This is a genomic window from Streptomyces sp. NPDC002004, assembly GCF_053593975.1.
Genome location: NZ_JBSFDP010000022.1, coordinates 100,325 through 115,639, shown reverse-complemented (window position 1 = coordinate 115,639; position 15,315 = coordinate 100,325). Strand labels below are relative to the sequence as shown.

The window sequence follows — 15,315 nt, the reverse complement described above, 5'->3', positions numbered from 1 at the left end:
TAGGCCTCCAGGGTGGAGCGGATGCGGTGCCAGCCGGTGTCCAGGCCTGCCCGGGGGACCGGCCGGGCAGCCGCGCGGTCTTGCTGTGGCGCCGGACGGCACCGTCGCCGCCGCCGTCGCCGACGGCCCCGACACGGCCGTACTGGTCGGGCGGCGCGGGCAGTCGGCGCGGGAGCTGGCACGCACCCCGGCACCCCGTCGGCTCGCCGGCATCACCACGACGGCCGACCTGCTCGCCGTGGCGGCGGCGCCCGACGACGACGCGGCCGTCACGGTGCTGACCCCGGACGGACGGGTGACGGCCCTCCTGCCCGGACCGGAGGGCACGGCAACACGCCTGTGGTGCCTGGGATTCTCACCGCGTCACGGCGACCGGGACCTGCTGCTCGTCCGCGAGACCGGCGACCGGTACACGCTGGCGACCTGGAGCCCGGGCACCGGAGTCCACACCCACGACTGGTGCTCGTTCGACACCGAGATCACCGCCCGCTGGTACCCCGACGGCCGGGGCGTGCTGGTCCGCCAGGACCGCCACGGCCGCTCCCAGCTGCACCGCGTCGACCTGACGGCCCGTCGGCGCACCCGCGTGCCCACCCCGTCCGGCAGCCTGCTGGACGCCGCGCCCCGGGCCGGCGGGACGCTGCACTACGTCTGGACCGACACCGCACACCCGCCCGTGCTGCGCGGCACCGACGGCACCCCGCTGCCCCCGCCCGCCGGCCCCTCGCCGGTCGTTCCGGGACACCACACCGACCTGTGGACACCCACCCCGGACGGCAGCGTGCACGCACTGCTCAGCCTGCCGGACGACCACGGCTCCCTACCCCCGCCCGCGGTCTTCCTGGTGCACGGCGGACCGGCGGACCACGACCGCGACGCCTACGACGCCACCGTCCACTCCCTGGTCGCCTCCGGATACGCCGCCGTACGCGTCAACTACCACGGCTCCACCGGCTACGGACCCCACTGGCGCAGCTCCCTGCCCGCCGGTGTCGGGCACACCGAGGTACGGGACCTCGCCGCCGTGCGCGCCGACCTCGTCACCCGAGGGCTGATCGCATCCGACGCCATCGGGCTGTGGGGTGTGTCCTGGGGCGCGTACCTCGTCCTGCTGGCCCTCGGCACCCGGCCCGGCCTGTGGCAGGCGGGCGTCGCCGTGAAACCCGTCGCCGACTGGATCACCGCCCACCGGTCGACCACGGCCGCACTGCGGACCCTGGACGTCCGCCTGTTCGGCGGCACCCCCGACGAGGTGCCCGACCGGTACACCCGGAGCTCACCCCTGACCTACGCGCCGAACGTCACCGCGCCGCTCCTGGTGGTCGGTGCGACGCAGGACGCCAAGTGCCCGCCGGACCAGATCCGCACCTATCTGACGGCTCTCGACGAGGCAGGCGTACAGCACGAGGCCATGTGGATCGACACCGGCCACGACGGATACGACGGGTCCGCGCACGTGGCGGTCCTGCGCCGTGCCCTGGGCTTCCTGCACCACCGGCTGCCCGGCACGCACCGGCCCGCGGGCCCCCAGCGTCCCCCGGCACCGACCGGGGGATCCCGGCCCCACTGATGCAGCAGCGGGGCCGGGCCGTGCACAGCATCACCCCATCCGAGGAGGAGACACCGTGCAGAAGGACATCATCCACAACGACCCGCTCGCGGGTGAAGAGGAGAACCGCAGGCCGGGCATCGGCATCACCATCACCATCCCGTTCCGCAACGCCGACGAGGGCGGCGACGAGGAGTGACCCACGGCCCGGCCGGCCCGCCGCACACCGCGGGCCGGCCGGGCTCCTCCCGGACGTCCCCCTCCCCGTGCCACAAGGAGCAGATCCGTGCGCGTTCTTCTGGTCAACATGCCCTGGTCGCCCATCGACCTGCCCTCGCTGGCCCTCGGCATCCTCAAACGCAGTGTCGACGAACGCGTGCCGGGCGCCACCTGCGACGTGCTGCACGCCAACCTCGAGTTCACCGACTGGATCACCGCCCGCACCGAGTTCTCCGCCGAGGACTACGAGTACTACTCACTGTCCTCCTATTTCCTCGGGTGCGGCGACTGGGTGTTCTCCTCGGCTCTGTACGACGATCCCGCCTGGAAGGAGGCCGAGTTCAGCACGGTCATGTCGGGCAAGCTGCGCCGGTCCCGGATGCGGATGACCCGGCACCTTCACGAACAGGTACCCGCGTTCGTCGCCGACATCGCACGCCGTATCGTCGACGCGCGTCCCGACGTGGTCGGCTTCACCTCCACGTTCCAGCAGAACACCGCCGCGCTGGCCGCGGCACGGCAGGTCAAGCAGCTCGCCCCGCACATCGTCACGGTCATGGGCGGCGCCAACTGCGACGCCGAGCAGGGTGCGGCCGTCCACCGCAACTTCCCGTTCGTCGACTACGTGGTGCGCGGCGAGGGCGAACAGGCCCTGCCCCAGCTGCTCACGGCACTGCAGGGCGGCACTCCCGATGCCACCGCCGTCGCGGGGCTCTGCCACCGCGGCCCGGACGGCGCCCACATCGCCAACCCGATGCCCACGGGACCGCTGCCCCCCGCGGCCATCCTGCCCCCGGACTACAGCGGCTACTTCGAGCGCCTCGCGGCGTCCGCGGCACGCCACTGGGTCGAGCCCAAACTCGTGGTGGAAGGGGCCAGGGGCTGCTGGTGGGGCGAGAAGCACCACTGCACGTTCTGCGGACTGAACGGCTCGTTCATGGAGTTCCGCAGCAAGAGCCCCGACACCTTCTACGAGGAGATCATGGACCTGGCGCGGCGGCACCGCGTCCTGGACATGTACGTCGTCGACAACATCCTCGACATGGGCTACCTCAAGACCGTGCTGCCCCGGATCGTCGAAAGCGGCCACGACCTGCGCATGCACATCGAGATCAAGGCCAATATGCGCCGCCCCCAGCTGAAGATCCTCGCCGACGCCGGCCTCATCTACGTGCAGCCCGGCATCGAGAGCCTCAACAGCCGTGTCCTCGACCTGATGGACAAGGGCGTCAGCGGCTGCCAGAACGTCCGCATGCTGCGCGACGCGGCGGAGACCGGGCTGTCGGTCTCCTGGAACTACCTGCACGGCTTCCCCGGCGAGACGGCCGAGGACTACGAGCCCGTCATCCGCCAACTGCCCGCCCTGGAACACCTCAACCCGCCGGTCGACCTGTCCGCCCGCATCGCCATCGAGCGGTTCAGCCCCTACTTCAAACGGCCCGAGCTGGGCTTCACCGGCCTGCGGCCCGAGCAGCACTACCGCTTCACCTACGACCTCCCGGAGGACGAACTCCACGATCTGGCCTACGTCTTCGAAGCGCCCGAACGCGGTATCACCGAGGAGACGGTGACCAGGCTGAACGACGCGCTCGCGACCTGGAAGCGGCGCCACGTCGACTCCCGCCTGACCCATACCGACCTCGGCGACGAGATCGTGCTCGTCAGCCGGCGGCACGCCTTCGACTGGCGGACCCTGCGGCTCACCGACCCGTTCGAGGTCGCCGTCTTCCGGCTCCTGGACCAGCCGCACACCCCCGCGGCCCTGCTGCGCAAGGTGAACGGCACCTCACCGGCGTCGGCCGGGCGCACCCCCGACGACGTGCGGACGCTCCTCGACTCCTGGGTGGAACACGGCCTGCTGTTCACCGACGCCGGGCAGTACGTCCACATCGCCCCGGCCGACGTCAACCAGGACCTGCTGCGCCTGGACTACATGCGCCACGTGCACACCCGCCCGAGCGGCGCGCCCGCACCCGACGACGACGCACGGACCGGGCTGCCGGTCCCGTCCGCCGCCCTGTCCTGACCAGCCGACGGAAGGCCGCACACCATGACGACGCAGACCGTTCCCCACCTGTCCGTGCGCGCCTGGCGGGACCACGACCCGCAGGTGTCCGGCCTGCCGGGGATGTCACTGGGCCGGGTGCCCGTCGCCCCCGACGCCGACGCGGCGGATCGGCTGTGGGCGAGGGGCGTACGCCGTGTCGAACTGGAGGAACCGGTCGATCTGGCCGCTCCGGACGAACCCGCGCACCGCCGGGCCCTGGATCTGCTGTGCCTGGTCCGCGACCTGACCGCGCGGGCCGTCCAGGTCGACTGGGAGCTGCGTCTGTCCCCCGAAGGCCGGGCGGAGCAGTGGAAGCTGCTCTCCCACCTCCACCCACCGCGTTCCGTCACCGGCGTCCCCGACGGCGAGGACGCCCTGTATGCCTGGCGCACCCGCCACTACCTGTGCAAGCTGGTCTGGCGGCAGGGCCCGGGATTCGTGCAGATCCGCGACCGCCGTTGGGGAGACCTGCGCCGGTTCACCGCCGACGAACCCCGCTACCTCGTGGCGATCGCCCGGCTGGACCGGGGCATCCCGCACACCGAGGTGCCCGCCGACATCCTCGCCGAGTTCACCGAGGAGCATCTGGCCCTGCGACTGGGGGAGTTGGCATGGTGGCTCCCGTACCGGGTCACCCGGTGGCTCCAGGAGGCGATGGCGGTCTGACCACCCGGCGCCGCCGGGCACGGCGCATTCGACGTTGCCCGCCGGGTGAGCAGGACATCGTCCCTCCATGTCGGCCCTCCGCGCCCCCGCGGCGCGGCGGTCCGGGCCGCGCCGGAGTTTCATCCCCGGTCGTGCGGCAAGAAGGTTCGGCATGACTGCTGAAAGCGACCACACGAAGAATTCGGGGCCCGCGCGGGCCAAGAAGGAAACCGGTGACCGCGGCGCCGCGACCGGCGGGCAGACCGCCAAGCGGGCCGCGAGCAAGGCGGGATCGGCGACGAAGTCGACGGCCGGACAGGCCGGGACCAAGGCGAGGGCCGCATCCGGTTCCGCCGAGGCCGCGACGCGCGACGCACGGAAGTCCGCCGTGTCGACGGCCCGGTCGGCGGGCGAGACCACCAAGCAGGGTGCTCACGCCGCGCTCACGGGTCTCCAGGCGGGCAGGCGGACGGTCACCGCCCAGGCGGCGAAGGTGACATCGGTCGCCACCACGGCCTGGACCGTCATCAGGCAGCGGAAGGCGATCGCGGCCGGCGCGGCCATGGGCGTCGCGGGACTCGCGGGCGCGGCCTTCGCCGTCGGACGGTCCACGGCCAAACCGCAGACGGGTCCCCTGACCAGGCTGGCACACGGCCGCATATGACACTGCGTGGCCCGGCGGTGCGGCCCGTGGGCGCGAGCGTCCTGCGCCGGCTCCGGCCCCGCCCGGCTGCGCAGTCCCGAACAGCGGCGATCGGCAGGGGCATCGGGAAGGAGACCGGCATGAGCAGGATGAAGAGGAAGGTCCCTGTCGCGTACAAGCCGGTCGGCTGGGTCCTGAGCTGGGCGGGCGGAGCTCTCGCCGCACGCGCGTTCCAGCCGGCCTGGAAGGCGGTCCGCCACGAGGACGACGCACCCGACGCCCTGGACCGCGACCGAGGCTGGGGAGAGATCCTGCTCGCAGCGGCCGTTCAGGGCGCCGTCTTCGCTGTCGTGCGCAGCGCCGTCGACCGCTCCGGGGCCCAGGTCGTGCACCGCGCCACCGGCATCTGGCCGGGCGCGAACGACGGTGGACGCGACTGAGGCCGGGCACGGCCGCGTGCCCGGCAGCCCGCGAGAAGCACACCCGGGACGGGCGCGCGGTGTTTCAGGGAGTCCGCCCCGCCCGCTCGTCACTCACCCCAAGCGACCCCGGACGAGGGGGCGCCGGAGCCGTCCCGCGGCGCCCCCAGCCGGGAGACGGCCGCCTCCCGCGAGGCGACGATGTCGAAGAAGGCCTCCGTGCCGGTGACGACGAACAGCCGCTCGACCGTCGTGCTGAACGGGCCCGCCAGGACGAGCGATCCGTCGGCCGCTCGATGGGTGCGCTGCGCCCTGAGCAGGACGTGCAGGACGCTGGAGTCGGCGAAGTCCACCCCGGACAGATCCACGATGGTCCTGGGCCGTGCGCCCGCCGTCGCCCGGGAGAACGCCTCCTCCAGCAGCGGCGCACTGTCCTCGTCGACGTCTCCCGTCACCTGCACCACGCTGGTTCCGCGGTCGACGACGGTCGTCACGACTCTCGCTTCGCTGACCATGAGCACACCCTCTCAGATGCGTGGTTCCGCCGGGCGGGGAGTGCAGGGAATCGGCCGTGCGACAGGGCCCGACCCGGCACTCCGGGGCGGCCGCGAGCGGCGGGAACGTGCCCGGCCTCCATGTGCGACGCGTACCGCGCTGCGTCAACCGGCCGCCGTCGATGCGTGCATCGGGGATACCGGGAGCATCGGAGGTTCAGGAAGGCCGGTGACGGTCCCGCGGCCGGCTCGCCGCGGACTGCCGCGCCGGGGTACATCGGGTAGGTCGCCCGCAGGCGGGGTTCATCGGTCGGGGCGCGGTGCGAGGGGGAGCAGCACGCGGATGCTCTTTCCGTCCTGCAGAGGCGCGATCTCGACGCGAAGGGCGAGGCGTTGGACGAGCGGCCAGCCGTAGCCGCCGGGCGGGAAGCCGGTGTCGGCGGCCCGGCGCACCGCAGGGGTGGCGGTGCTGCCGTCCCTCACCGTGACGACCAGCCCGTCGTCGGTCACCTGGGCGGTGAAGCCGGTGACGCCGCCCGCGTGCCGTATCGCATTGGTCACCAGTTCGGAGGTGACGAGCAGGGCGTCGGTCAGCGCGAGACTGTGCGGAGCACTCGCGGACGGCCGGCCGAAATGCTCCCTCAGCAGCCCTTCCACCTGGTCCCTGGCGTCGGCGGCGCTCGAGGGAAGGGGCTGCGGCAAAGGCTGTTGGTCCCCGGCCACATCGCCCGACAGCATGTCCACCCCCGTGCCACATCTTCGATCGAGAACAGTCGCCTACCCAGAAACGCGCTGGATTCACTCCCGTCGTTCCGGACGGCCACGGCCTGCTGCTGCCCGGAACACCCCCGTGTGCGCCGCCCGCCGTGACGGGATCATACGGTCTTCGTACGGGGAGTCGGGGGCGCCCGGGGAAGGTTGCGTGGCGAGTGGTCCCGTAGGGTGCGCACGGCGGGAGCGGCACGGCCCGTGTGCACGTCGCGCCACGCGGGAACCCGGTGTCCGGGGCCGGCCACGTCGAACTGCCGCCCGGTCGGCCTCGGAAGCGGGGCCGGCGAGGTGAACGCCCCGGTCGTGGAGGCCGGGGGCGCCGGCCCCGCACGTCCGACCCGACCGGGGCTGCCTGCCCGGTCAGGAGGGACGCGACTGCAATTATTGGTGAGCGGCAAGTATTCTTCTCACGCCCCGAGGCCCGCGCGCGGCCGAGGGGATAGGGGGTCGGCTGTGAGGAGCCCTGTCGGCGGGCAAGGCCCGGAAGCGACGGGACCGGGAACGTCCGGCCCCGCCGTGCCTCCGGCCCGGACGTCGCCGTCCGACCTCCGGACGGACATCGATCCGTACGTGACCATTCTGCTGGTCGAGGACGACGAGGGAGACGCCCTCCTCGTGGAGGAGACGCTCCTGGACAGTGGTCTGACCGCCCGGTTGACCCGGGCCCGGACGCTCGCGGAGGCCCGTACCAGCCTGAGCGGCGAACACGGCGCACCCGCCCAGTGCGTCCTGCTGGACCTCCATCTGCCCGACGGCCAGGGCCTGGACGTCGTCGGACAGGTGCTGGCCGCGGCGCCCGGTGCCGCGGTCGTCGTGCTCACCGGACTCGCCGAGGAGGGCGCAGGACTCTCGGCCGTAGCGGCCGGCGCCCAGGACTACCTGAGCAAGGGCGTCATCGAGCCGACCGTACTGGCACGCTCGATCAGATACGCGGTACAGCGCCGGCAGATCGAGCAGGCCGCGCTGGCCCTGGAGGCGAGCCGGATCCGCGCCCAGGAGAACGCGCGGCTCGAACGAGGCCTGCTGCCCTCCCCGCTGCTGCACAACGGGGCGGTCGAGGTGGTGTCCCGGTACGAGCCCAGCAGGTCCCTGGGGCTGCTCAGCGGCGACTTCTACGACGTCGTCGAGACCCCGGACGGCACGGTCCACGCCGTCATCGGAGACGTCTCCGGACACGGCCCCGACGAAGCCGCGCTGGGCGTCTGCCTGCGCGTCGCCTGGCGGTCGTTCACGCTGGCGGGCGTCACGGGCACCCACGTGTGCGAACTCATGCAGAAGGTCCTGGTCGCCGAACGCACGGGTGCGGAGATCTTCGCCACGGTCACGACCGTGGAACTCCCGCCCGGCCTCGACGGGGCCAAGGTGGTCCGGGCGGGCCACCCTCCGCTGCTCCTGCGCGAAACCGCCGGCGTACGGCTGGTGGAGACCGCCGTCGGACCGGCGCTCGGTCTTCTGCCGGAGGGCCCGTGCCGCTGGCGCGAGGACCGTCTGGACCTGCCGACCGCCGGCTCGCTGGCCCTCTTCACGGACGGGCTCTTCGAGGGGCGCATCAGCGACGACGGGAAGCGGCTGGGAGAGGACGGCCTGCTGGCCCTGGCGGAGCGCAACGCACACCGTACGGCCGAGGACTTCGTCGCCGCACTGATCTCCGAGACGCGCGCCCTGTCCGCCGGCCACGGTGGCCACAGCGACGACGTCGCCCTGCTGCACCTCGAATGGAACCGGCGGCCGTGACGGACCGGCCGGCACGGCGGGGGCGAACGGCCCGGCCGACGCGCCAGGCCCGGCGGGCTCTGTCGCAGCCCGGCGCTCACCGGAGCGGGTCCCGCGGGCGTTCGCCCGTGTCCGCTGCCGTCCCGCAGCCCCTAGGGTGCTGAACAGACGCCCTGTCCGCATCCGGGCCCGACCCGGACGCGGACCACAGCACCGCGCCCACCCGCAGGAGAAACCGCATGAACGTCGGCCCCCAGCCCATCGAGGTCCTGCTCGTCGAGGACGACCCCGGCGACGAGCTGATGACGCGTGAGGCATTCGAGGAGAACAAGATCGGCAACAGCCTCCACGTGGTCCGTGACGGGCAGGAGGCGATCGACTTCCTCTACCGGCAGGGCAGGCACACGCAGGCGCCGCGCCCCGACCTGATCCTCCTCGACCTCAATCTGCCCAAGTACGACGGCCGGCAGGTGCTCGAACGCATCAAGGCCGACGAGGACCTCACACACATCCCCGTCGTCGTGCTGACCACCTCCGCGGCCGAGGAGGACATCCTGCGCAGCTACCAACTGCACGCCAGCGCCTATGTGACCAAGCCGGTGGACCTGGAGCAGTTCATCACCGCGATCCGCAAGATCGACGACTTCTTCGTCACCGTGGTGCGACTGCCGCGCTCCTGAGCTGTTCGCTCCTGAACCTGTCCGCTCCCCGACGGGTCAGCTTCCGGACGGCCCTGCTCCCCGGGCGCCGTGGTCCCGAGGACGCCCCCGTTCCTGAAGTGCCGTGTCTCCGGGCGCGTATGCGTCGCGCACTCCCGGGTAACCGGATTCCGGGAGGTTCCCCGCCGCGTCAGCGGGTCGTGGCGGCCGAAGGCAGCGGTACCGGCGCGTGGTTGTGAAGGAGTGAACCGGCATGATCGGACGAGTTGTCGAATCGTTCCCTGCGGGCGGGCCGCACGGCTCCTGGCCCGCCGAGGAACTGGCCGCCCGTACCTGTGAGCAGGGAATTGCGGTCACCGTGGTCATGGACCTGGAGCTCGATGCGTTTCTCGTCGTCGAATCACCGGACGGTGCGGACCGGGACTGACGGGACCGAGGGGCACGGCCCCGGCGCACCCGCTGGGGCGAACCCCTTGCGGGGCCGGCGGGACCGGCGGACCGGCCGCGGGCCGGTCCGCCGATGCGTTCAGCCGTCGGTCTCGAGCAGCCCTTCGCGAAGCCGCCTGATGATGCGGGTGAGCAGCCGGGAGACATGCATCTGGGAGAGACCGAGGTGCTCACCGATCTGTGCCTGTGTGAGCTCGTCGACGAAGCGCAGATGCAGGATCAGGCGATCACGGTCCTCCAGCAGTGCGATCAGCGGAGCGAGCGAGTGGAAGTCCTCGACGAGTTCGAGGGCCTGCTCCTCCTGGCCTATGAACTCGGCGAGTGCGGATTCACCGTCCTCGGCCGTCTCGCCGGTCAGTGTGGCGTCCAGCGAGGCGGAGTTGTAGGCGTTCGCGGCCTTGCGGGCCTCGATGACCTCCGCCTCCGACAGGGACATCAACTCCGACAGCTCCCGCACCGTGGGGGTGCGCCCCAGGCGGCTGCGCAGCTCGTCCGTGGCCTTGGCCAGCTCGACGCGTGCCTCCTGGAGCCGGCGCGGAACGTGGACGGCCCAACTGGTGTCGCGGAAGAAGCGCTTGATCTCGCCGACGATGTAGGGGACCGCGAAGGTGGCGAACTCCACCTCGCGTGTGAGGTCGAAGCGGTCGATGGCCTTGATGAGGCCGATCGTGGCGACCTGCACGATGTCCTCCATCTCGTCCGCGCCCCGGCTGCGGAAGCGGCCGGCGGCATAGGTGACGAGCGAGAGGTTCATCTCGATGAGGGTGTTGCGCACGTACTGATGCTCGTGCGTGCCCTCTTCCAGCTCGGCGAGGCGGGCGAAGAACCCGCGGGAGAGACCACGGGCGTCCCGGGGAGCCACATGCGTCGGGTCGACGACGGGCGCGAGCCCTGCCGTACCCACCACTGCCTCCGCTCCGTGTGCGGTAGTTCTGTCCGCCGTCACCGCTGCCATGGTTGCAACCCCCAGCCTGCCCTGGAGTTTCCCGGGCGGGAGCCGTCTACCCCGGATCGTCAAGAGCACTCCTCGGACCGGGAATCCGTCCGCCGGGTTGTTCCCGAGAGGCCGCCGTCGGTGTCACGACGGCCCAGGGCGGCAGGGCGGCAGGGCGGTTCAGGTCCCGGAGACCGCGAGGTCCACGCCGGTGTCCTCGGATTCCGGGACCGCGGCGGGCAGGGTGAAGGTGATGCTCGCACCGGGGCGGTGGCCGGGGTCGATGGCGATGGTGCCGCCGTGGAACTCGACGATCTTCTTGCAGATCGCCAGACCGATGCCGCTGCCGGGATACGCCTCCTTGGTGTGCAACCGCTGGAAGATGACGAAGACCTTCTCGGCGAACTCCGGGTCGATTCCGATGCCGTTGTCCTTGACCGCGAAGCGCCACACCTCGCCGTCGCGCACCGCCTCGATACGGATCCGCGGCGCACGCTCGGAGCTGTGGAACTTGACCGCGTTGGAGATCAGGTTCTGCCAGAGCATGCCGAGCTGTGAGCTGTCCCCGACGACCGAGGGCAGGGGATCCCGGTCGACCTCGGCTCCGGTCTCCTCGATCGCGACGCTGAGCGCGTCCAGTGTGCCGTCGACCAGGCGGTTCAGATCGACGGGATGACGCTCGTTGTGCACCCTGCCCACCCGGGAGAAGGCCAGCAGGTCGTTGATGAGGATCTGCATGCGGTTCGCCCCGTCCACGGCGAAGGCGATGTACTGGTCGGCACGTTCGTCGAGCTGGTCGCCGTACCGGCGCTGGAGCAGCTGGGTGAAGCTGGAGATCTTGCGCAGCGGTTCCTGCAGATCGTGGGAGGCCACGTAGGCGAACTGTTCCAGTTCGGCGTTGGAACGGCGCAGGTCCGCCGCCTGTTCGTCCAGCAGGCTCCTGGCGCGCTCGCTGAAGGCGAGCTCGTCCACCAGGCGGCGCCGCATGGAGTCCATGTCGGCGCCGAGCCGGTGGAGGTCCGCGGGTCCGCTGGGGGTGATGCCATGGTCGAAGTTGCCGCGTGTGACCTCGCGCGCGTCGGCGCCCAGGCGCTCCAACGGGTCGGTGATGCCACGGCGCAGTCCCTCGAACACCAGGGCTGCGAGCAGCACGATCACCAGGGCCGCGGCGCCGAACACCCAGTCGCGCAGAGCCAGGGAATGCTTCACGTTCTCTCCGGCCGCGAGGCGTTGGGCACGGAGATGGTCCTGCTGGGTGGTCATCGCCGCGCGCAGCCGGTCGAACGCCGTCTTGCCCTCACCGGCACGGTCGGCGGCCAGTTGTACGGGGGAGCCGCTCGGAGCGGCGGCGACCGGGCGGGCGAACCGGCGCTGCCAGGCTTCCGCCCGGCTCAGCACGGCCTGGAGATCGGCGCGGCCCCGGGTATCGTCCACGAGCAGCTCGCGGAGGCGGGCGACGGCGGTCTTCTCGTCGACCAGGCCCTGCTCGTAGGGCCGCAGGAACTGCCTCTCACCGGTCAGGCCGTAGCCGCGGATCCCGGTCTCCTGGCTCACCAGCGCCGTCTCCAGACGCACCGCGTTGATCAGCGAGGGGGACTTCACGTCCACCAACTCGTCGGTGATCGACGTGGTGCGGCTCAGAGCCCAGAATCCGAGGCCGCCCAGTGCCGTCAGCACCGCCAGCGCCAGGCTCACGCCCACACGCAGCCAGCGCCGGGTCGTCCAGCTCGGCAGCCGCCGGTGGTGCGGCAGGCTCTCGACGGTCGTCATACTGTGCGTTCCCTCGAGTGTCGGCGGAGCCGCCCTGAAGTGCACGCGGCAAACCCACTCTAGCCATCCCCAGGTCAACGCTTGTTGTCGGCGGGAACCCGGAACCCTAGACTGAAACTCATGCCCGGCGTCCACTTCCCGTTCCCCATGGATCAGGACGAGACCGCCGTGCTCGCCGCCGAAGCGTTCGACGACCTGGCTCGCCGTCCGGCCCGCCGGGCCTTGCACCCCTCGCCGGTCGAGGGCGGGGCCGGTGACCGCACGAGAACAGGCCCCGGCCCGCTCTCCCAGGCACGATCACCAGGACAGGGGCCCCTCGCCCAGGGCCTGGAGTGATCACCCAGCAACCGCCGGCTCATCGCACCCCCCGGAGCATCCGTTGACGATCGCCCCCGCTCGCCCCCATGACGTCCTGCTGGTGGAGGACGACGCAGCCGACGCGATGCTCATCCAGGAGGCTCTGATCACGCGCGGCAGCCGCAAGCTCACCCAGGTCGAGGACGGCATCGCGGCCCTCGAGTACCTGCGCGCCCCCGGAGCCGCGCGCCCGGACCTGATCGTCCTCGACCTGAACATGCCCCGCATGAACGGCCGGGAGCTCCTTGCGGTCCTGAAGTCCGACGAACGCCTGCGGTCCATCCCCGTCGTCGTGCTCACCACGTCCGCCGCACCCGATGACGTCCTGGACGCCTACCGCCGCCACGCCAGCGCGTACGTCACCAAGCCCGTCAATCTCGACGACTTCGAACGCGCGGTGCAGAGCATCGACGCCTTCTACTTCGACACGACCACGCGGCTGCCGCGCCCCTAGGGTCTGTCGTCACTTTCCCGTCGTCGCCCGAAGGACGGCCCCGCGGCGTCCGTCACCGGCGTCACGCCTCGGGCGGCACGATGTCGAACTCCCTCTTCAGATGCCCCGTGTCCAGCCGCAGCCGCCAGACGTTCCGTCGGTGCGCGGCCGCCAGTGCCGCCTCCAGCGGTGACGGCGGAACCATCAGCACGGGGCAGCCGGCGTGCGCGAGGCAGTAGCGGCCGACCGACGGCCGGAGCGTGCGGTGCAGGCGGCCGCGGCGGCCCGCGCCGACGACGAGGACGTCGCTCTCGCGATCGGCGACGCCCACCAGCGACGGTCCGGTGGCGCCCCGCACGACGAGGGCGTGCACGGGCACTCCCGGGCTGCCGCCGTCGAACACGGCATGAAGCGCCGTGACCAGCCGCTCCTGTGCCAGGCGCACCCACTGCTCGACCATGAAGCAGGCGGCGGGAGACCGGCGTGCGGCCGGATCGCCGCCGGGCGGCTCCCACGCCAGTACCGGCCACAGCCCGGTGTCCCGGCGCCGAGCCTCTTCGGCGGCCATCCGTAACGCCGTGAGACTTCCCAACGAGCCGCTCACTCCGACCACGACGCGGGCAGCCGAGGACGCACCGGACCCGGACATCACTTCACCGCTCTCCACGACCGACAGAGGGTTCCGCCGATGCTCATCGGCGGAACCCTGTCCATTCCACTGCCGGCCCGGGCTTTCGACCAGCCCGCGCGTCACTTCTTGGCGCCGTTCTGACGCCGCTTGCATGCCACCCGCCCAGCTGCGTCAAGGGCGTGTCAGTGCCGGCCGGAAACCCGCCAGGGTCCCGTCAGGGAGACATCCGGGGGGCCGGAAGAGGACCTACGGTCAAGGGCGTGCCCCGGGCCGTCTCCCCGCGTCCGGGGCCTTCAGCTCGTCACCACGGTGATCGGGCCCTCTCGATCCCCCATGCGGTGCGGTCGAGGCCGTGGCCGCGGTGGCGCTGCCCGCGCGGCGAGGGCAGCTGGAGCCGACGGCTCGCTGACGGCTTGGAACGCGGACCCGGCGCCGACGCCCGCCCATGGCCCGGGCGGCCGCCGGCGGGCGACGGACCGGTCAGCCCGCCGCCAGTTCCTCCGCGATGGCGGCGGCGAACGCGTCCACGTCCTCCTCGGTCGTGTCGTACGACGTCATCCACCGCACCTCGCCGGCCTGCTCGTCCCACACGTAGAAGCGGAAGCGCTTGCGCAGGCGCTCCGTCACCGGGGCCGGGAGTACCGCGAAGATCTGGTTGGCCTGCACCGGACGCGGGATCGACATACCGGGCAGGTCGCGTACCGCCGTGTACAGGCGCTGGGTCATGGCGTTGGCGTGGGCGGCGGAGCGCAGCCAGAGGTCGCCGCCGAACAGCGCCTCGAACTGGACCGACAGGAAACGCATCTTCGAGATCAGTTGCATGCTCGACTTGCGGATGTGCGCCATGCCCCGCACCGACTCCGGGTTGAGGACGACGACCGCCTCCCCGAACAGCATGCCGTTCTTGGTGCCGCCGAGGGACAGCACATCGACGCCCGCCTCGGTGGTCAGGGCCGCGAGCGGTACGCCGAGGGTGGCGGCCGCGTTGGCCAGCCGGGCCCCGTCGAGGTGCACCAGCAGACCGAGCCCGTGGGCGTGGTCGCACAGGGCGCGGATCTCCTCGGGGGTGTAGCAGGTGCCCACCTCGGTGGACTGGGTGATCGACAGCACCCGGGGGCGGGCCCGGTGCTGGTCCTCGAAGCCCCAGGCCTGCCGCTCGACCAGCTCGGGGGTGAGCTTGCCGTCCCAGGTCGGCACGGTGAGCAGCTTGAGCCCGCCGACCTTCTCCGGTGCGCCGCACTCGTCCACGTTGATGTGCGCCGACTCCGCGCAGACCACGGCGTCCCAGCGGCTCGTCATGGCCTGCAGGGCGACGACGTTCGCGCCGGTGCCGTTGACGACGGGGTAGGTCCGGGCGGTGGGGCCGAAGTGGTCCTGGAACACCTTCTGGAGGCGCTCGGTGTAGACGTCGTCGCCGTAGCTGGTCTGGTGGCCGCCGTTGGCCTCGGCGATGGCCTGGAGTATCTCGGGGTGAACGCCGGCGTAGTTGTCGCTGGCGAAGCCGCGGGCCTCGGGGTCGTGCCGTCGTGTCACGGTCATGATGCTGGTTCGTTCCCAACGTGTGGTGCGGTGGACCGGTGGACA

General features: G+C 71.8%; 17 protein-coding genes. 11 read left to right on the top strand and 6 right to left on the bottom strand.

All coding sequences use genetic code 11. From position 1 onward, the window contains the following. The 6 genes from ACWCP6_RS26520 to ACWCP6_RS26495 form a co-directional block, all read left to right on the top strand. Positions 1-1,570, top strand: a 1,570-nt coding sequence (locus tag ACWCP6_RS26520; protein ID WP_450935060.1) for an alpha/beta hydrolase family protein, incomplete at its 5' end; no start/stop codon positions are given. A 55-nt stretch (positions 1,571-1,625) separates the two neighbouring features. Beyond that, the gene (locus ACWCP6_RS26515; protein WP_450935059.1) at positions 1,626-1,748 is read left to right on the top strand and encodes a hypothetical protein; all 123 of its coding nucleotides are present in this window, start codon (positions 1,626-1,628) and stop codon (positions 1,746-1,748) included. Between the two features lie 87 nt (positions 1,749-1,835). Further along, positions 1,836-3,794, top strand: a complete 1,959-nt coding sequence (locus ACWCP6_RS26510; protein WP_450935058.1) for a RiPP maturation radical SAM C-methyltransferase — start codon at positions 1,836-1,838, stop codon at positions 3,792-3,794. 24 nt (positions 3,795-3,818) lie between these two features. Next, positions 3,819-4,481 (top strand): DUF5825 family protein, encoded by a 663-nt coding sequence (locus ACWCP6_RS26505; RefSeq protein ID WP_450935057.1) that lies wholly within the window; start codon positions 3,819-3,821, stop codon positions 4,479-4,481. Between the two features lie 151 nt (positions 4,482-4,632). Beyond that, the gene (locus ACWCP6_RS26500) at positions 4,633-5,124 is read left to right on the top strand and encodes a hypothetical protein (RefSeq protein WP_450935056.1); all 492 of its coding nucleotides are present in this window, start codon (positions 4,633-4,635) and stop codon (positions 5,122-5,124) included. Positions 5,125-5,243: 119 nt separating this feature from the next. Continuing rightward, positions 5,244-5,543: a DUF4235 domain-containing protein gene (locus ACWCP6_RS26495; RefSeq protein WP_450935055.1), complete on the top strand. Its 300-nt coding sequence runs from the start codon at positions 5,244-5,246 to the stop codon at positions 5,541-5,543. Positions 5,544-5,632: 89 nt separating this feature from the next. On the opposite strand, the gene ACWCP6_RS26490 is transcribed toward ACWCP6_RS26495, so the two are convergent. Next, positions 5,633-6,037: an STAS domain-containing protein gene (locus ACWCP6_RS26490; RefSeq protein WP_450935054.1), complete on the bottom strand. Its 405-nt coding sequence runs from the start codon at positions 6,035-6,037 to the stop codon at positions 5,633-5,635. Between the two features lie 282 nt (positions 6,038-6,319). Then, entirely contained in the window at positions 6,320-6,718 is a 399-nt protein-coding gene (locus ACWCP6_RS26485) for an ATP-binding protein (RefSeq protein ID WP_450935053.1), read from the bottom strand. Positions 6,719-7,240: 522 nt separating this feature from the next. On the opposite strand from ACWCP6_RS26485, the gene ACWCP6_RS26480 reads away from it, so the two are divergent. The 3 genes from ACWCP6_RS26480 to ACWCP6_RS26470 all read left to right on the top strand — a co-directional run bounded on the left by ACWCP6_RS26480 (position 7,241) and on the right by ACWCP6_RS26470 (position 9,586). After that, positions 7,241-8,521 carry a PP2C family protein-serine/threonine phosphatase gene (locus ACWCP6_RS26480; protein WP_450935052.1) on the top strand — a complete coding sequence of 427 codons (1,281 nt, stop codon included), beginning with the start codon at positions 7,241-7,243 and terminating at the stop codon, positions 8,519-8,521. 218 nt (positions 8,522-8,739) lie between these two features. Further along, complete coding sequence (locus tag ACWCP6_RS26475; protein ID WP_450935051.1) at positions 8,740-9,180, top strand: response regulator; 441 nt, start codon at positions 8,740-8,742, stop codon at positions 9,178-9,180. A gap of 232 nt (positions 9,181-9,412) precedes the next feature. Next, complete coding sequence (locus ACWCP6_RS26470) at positions 9,413-9,586, top strand: hypothetical protein (protein WP_450935050.1); 174 nt, start codon at positions 9,413-9,415, stop codon at positions 9,584-9,586. Positions 9,587-9,685: 99 nt separating this feature from the next. Here ACWCP6_RS26470 and ACWCP6_RS26465 read toward each other — a convergent pair whose 3' ends face one another. Both ACWCP6_RS26465 and ACWCP6_RS26460 read right to left on the bottom strand, forming a co-directional pair. Next, positions 9,686-10,561: an RNA polymerase sigma factor SigF gene (locus ACWCP6_RS26465; RefSeq protein ID WP_450935049.1), complete on the bottom strand. Its 876-nt coding sequence runs from the start codon at positions 10,559-10,561 to the stop codon at positions 9,686-9,688. A 159-nt stretch (positions 10,562-10,720) separates the two neighbouring features. Beyond that, positions 10,721-12,310 carry a sensor histidine kinase gene (locus ACWCP6_RS26460; RefSeq protein ID WP_450935048.1) on the bottom strand — a complete coding sequence of 530 codons (1,590 nt, stop codon included), beginning with the start codon at positions 12,308-12,310 and terminating at the stop codon, positions 10,721-10,723. A gap of 120 nt (positions 12,311-12,430) precedes the next feature. Between ACWCP6_RS26460 and ACWCP6_RS26455 the strand changes: the two genes are divergently transcribed. Both ACWCP6_RS26455 and ACWCP6_RS26450 read left to right on the top strand, forming a co-directional pair. Beyond that, entirely contained in the window at positions 12,431-12,646 is a 216-nt protein-coding gene (locus ACWCP6_RS26455) for a hypothetical protein (protein ID WP_450935047.1), read from the top strand. Positions 12,647-12,689: 43 nt separating this feature from the next. Continuing rightward, the gene (locus ACWCP6_RS26450; protein WP_450935046.1) at positions 12,690-13,121 is read left to right on the top strand and encodes a response regulator; all 432 of its coding nucleotides are present in this window, start codon (positions 12,690-12,692) and stop codon (positions 13,119-13,121) included. A gap of 61 nt (positions 13,122-13,182) precedes the next feature. Here ACWCP6_RS26450 and ACWCP6_RS26445 read toward each other — a convergent pair whose 3' ends face one another. Both ACWCP6_RS26445 and ACWCP6_RS26440 read right to left on the bottom strand, forming a co-directional pair. Further along, positions 13,183-13,749 (bottom strand): universal stress protein, encoded by a 567-nt coding sequence (locus ACWCP6_RS26445; RefSeq protein ID WP_450935045.1) that lies wholly within the window; start codon positions 13,747-13,749, stop codon positions 13,183-13,185. Positions 13,750-14,211: 462 nt separating this feature from the next. Beyond that, the gene (locus tag ACWCP6_RS26440; protein WP_450935044.1) at positions 14,212-15,270 is read right to left on the bottom strand and encodes a threonine aldolase family protein; all 1,059 of its coding nucleotides are present in this window, start codon (positions 15,268-15,270) and stop codon (positions 14,212-14,214) included. Between the last annotated feature and the right edge of the window lie 45 nt (positions 15,271-15,315).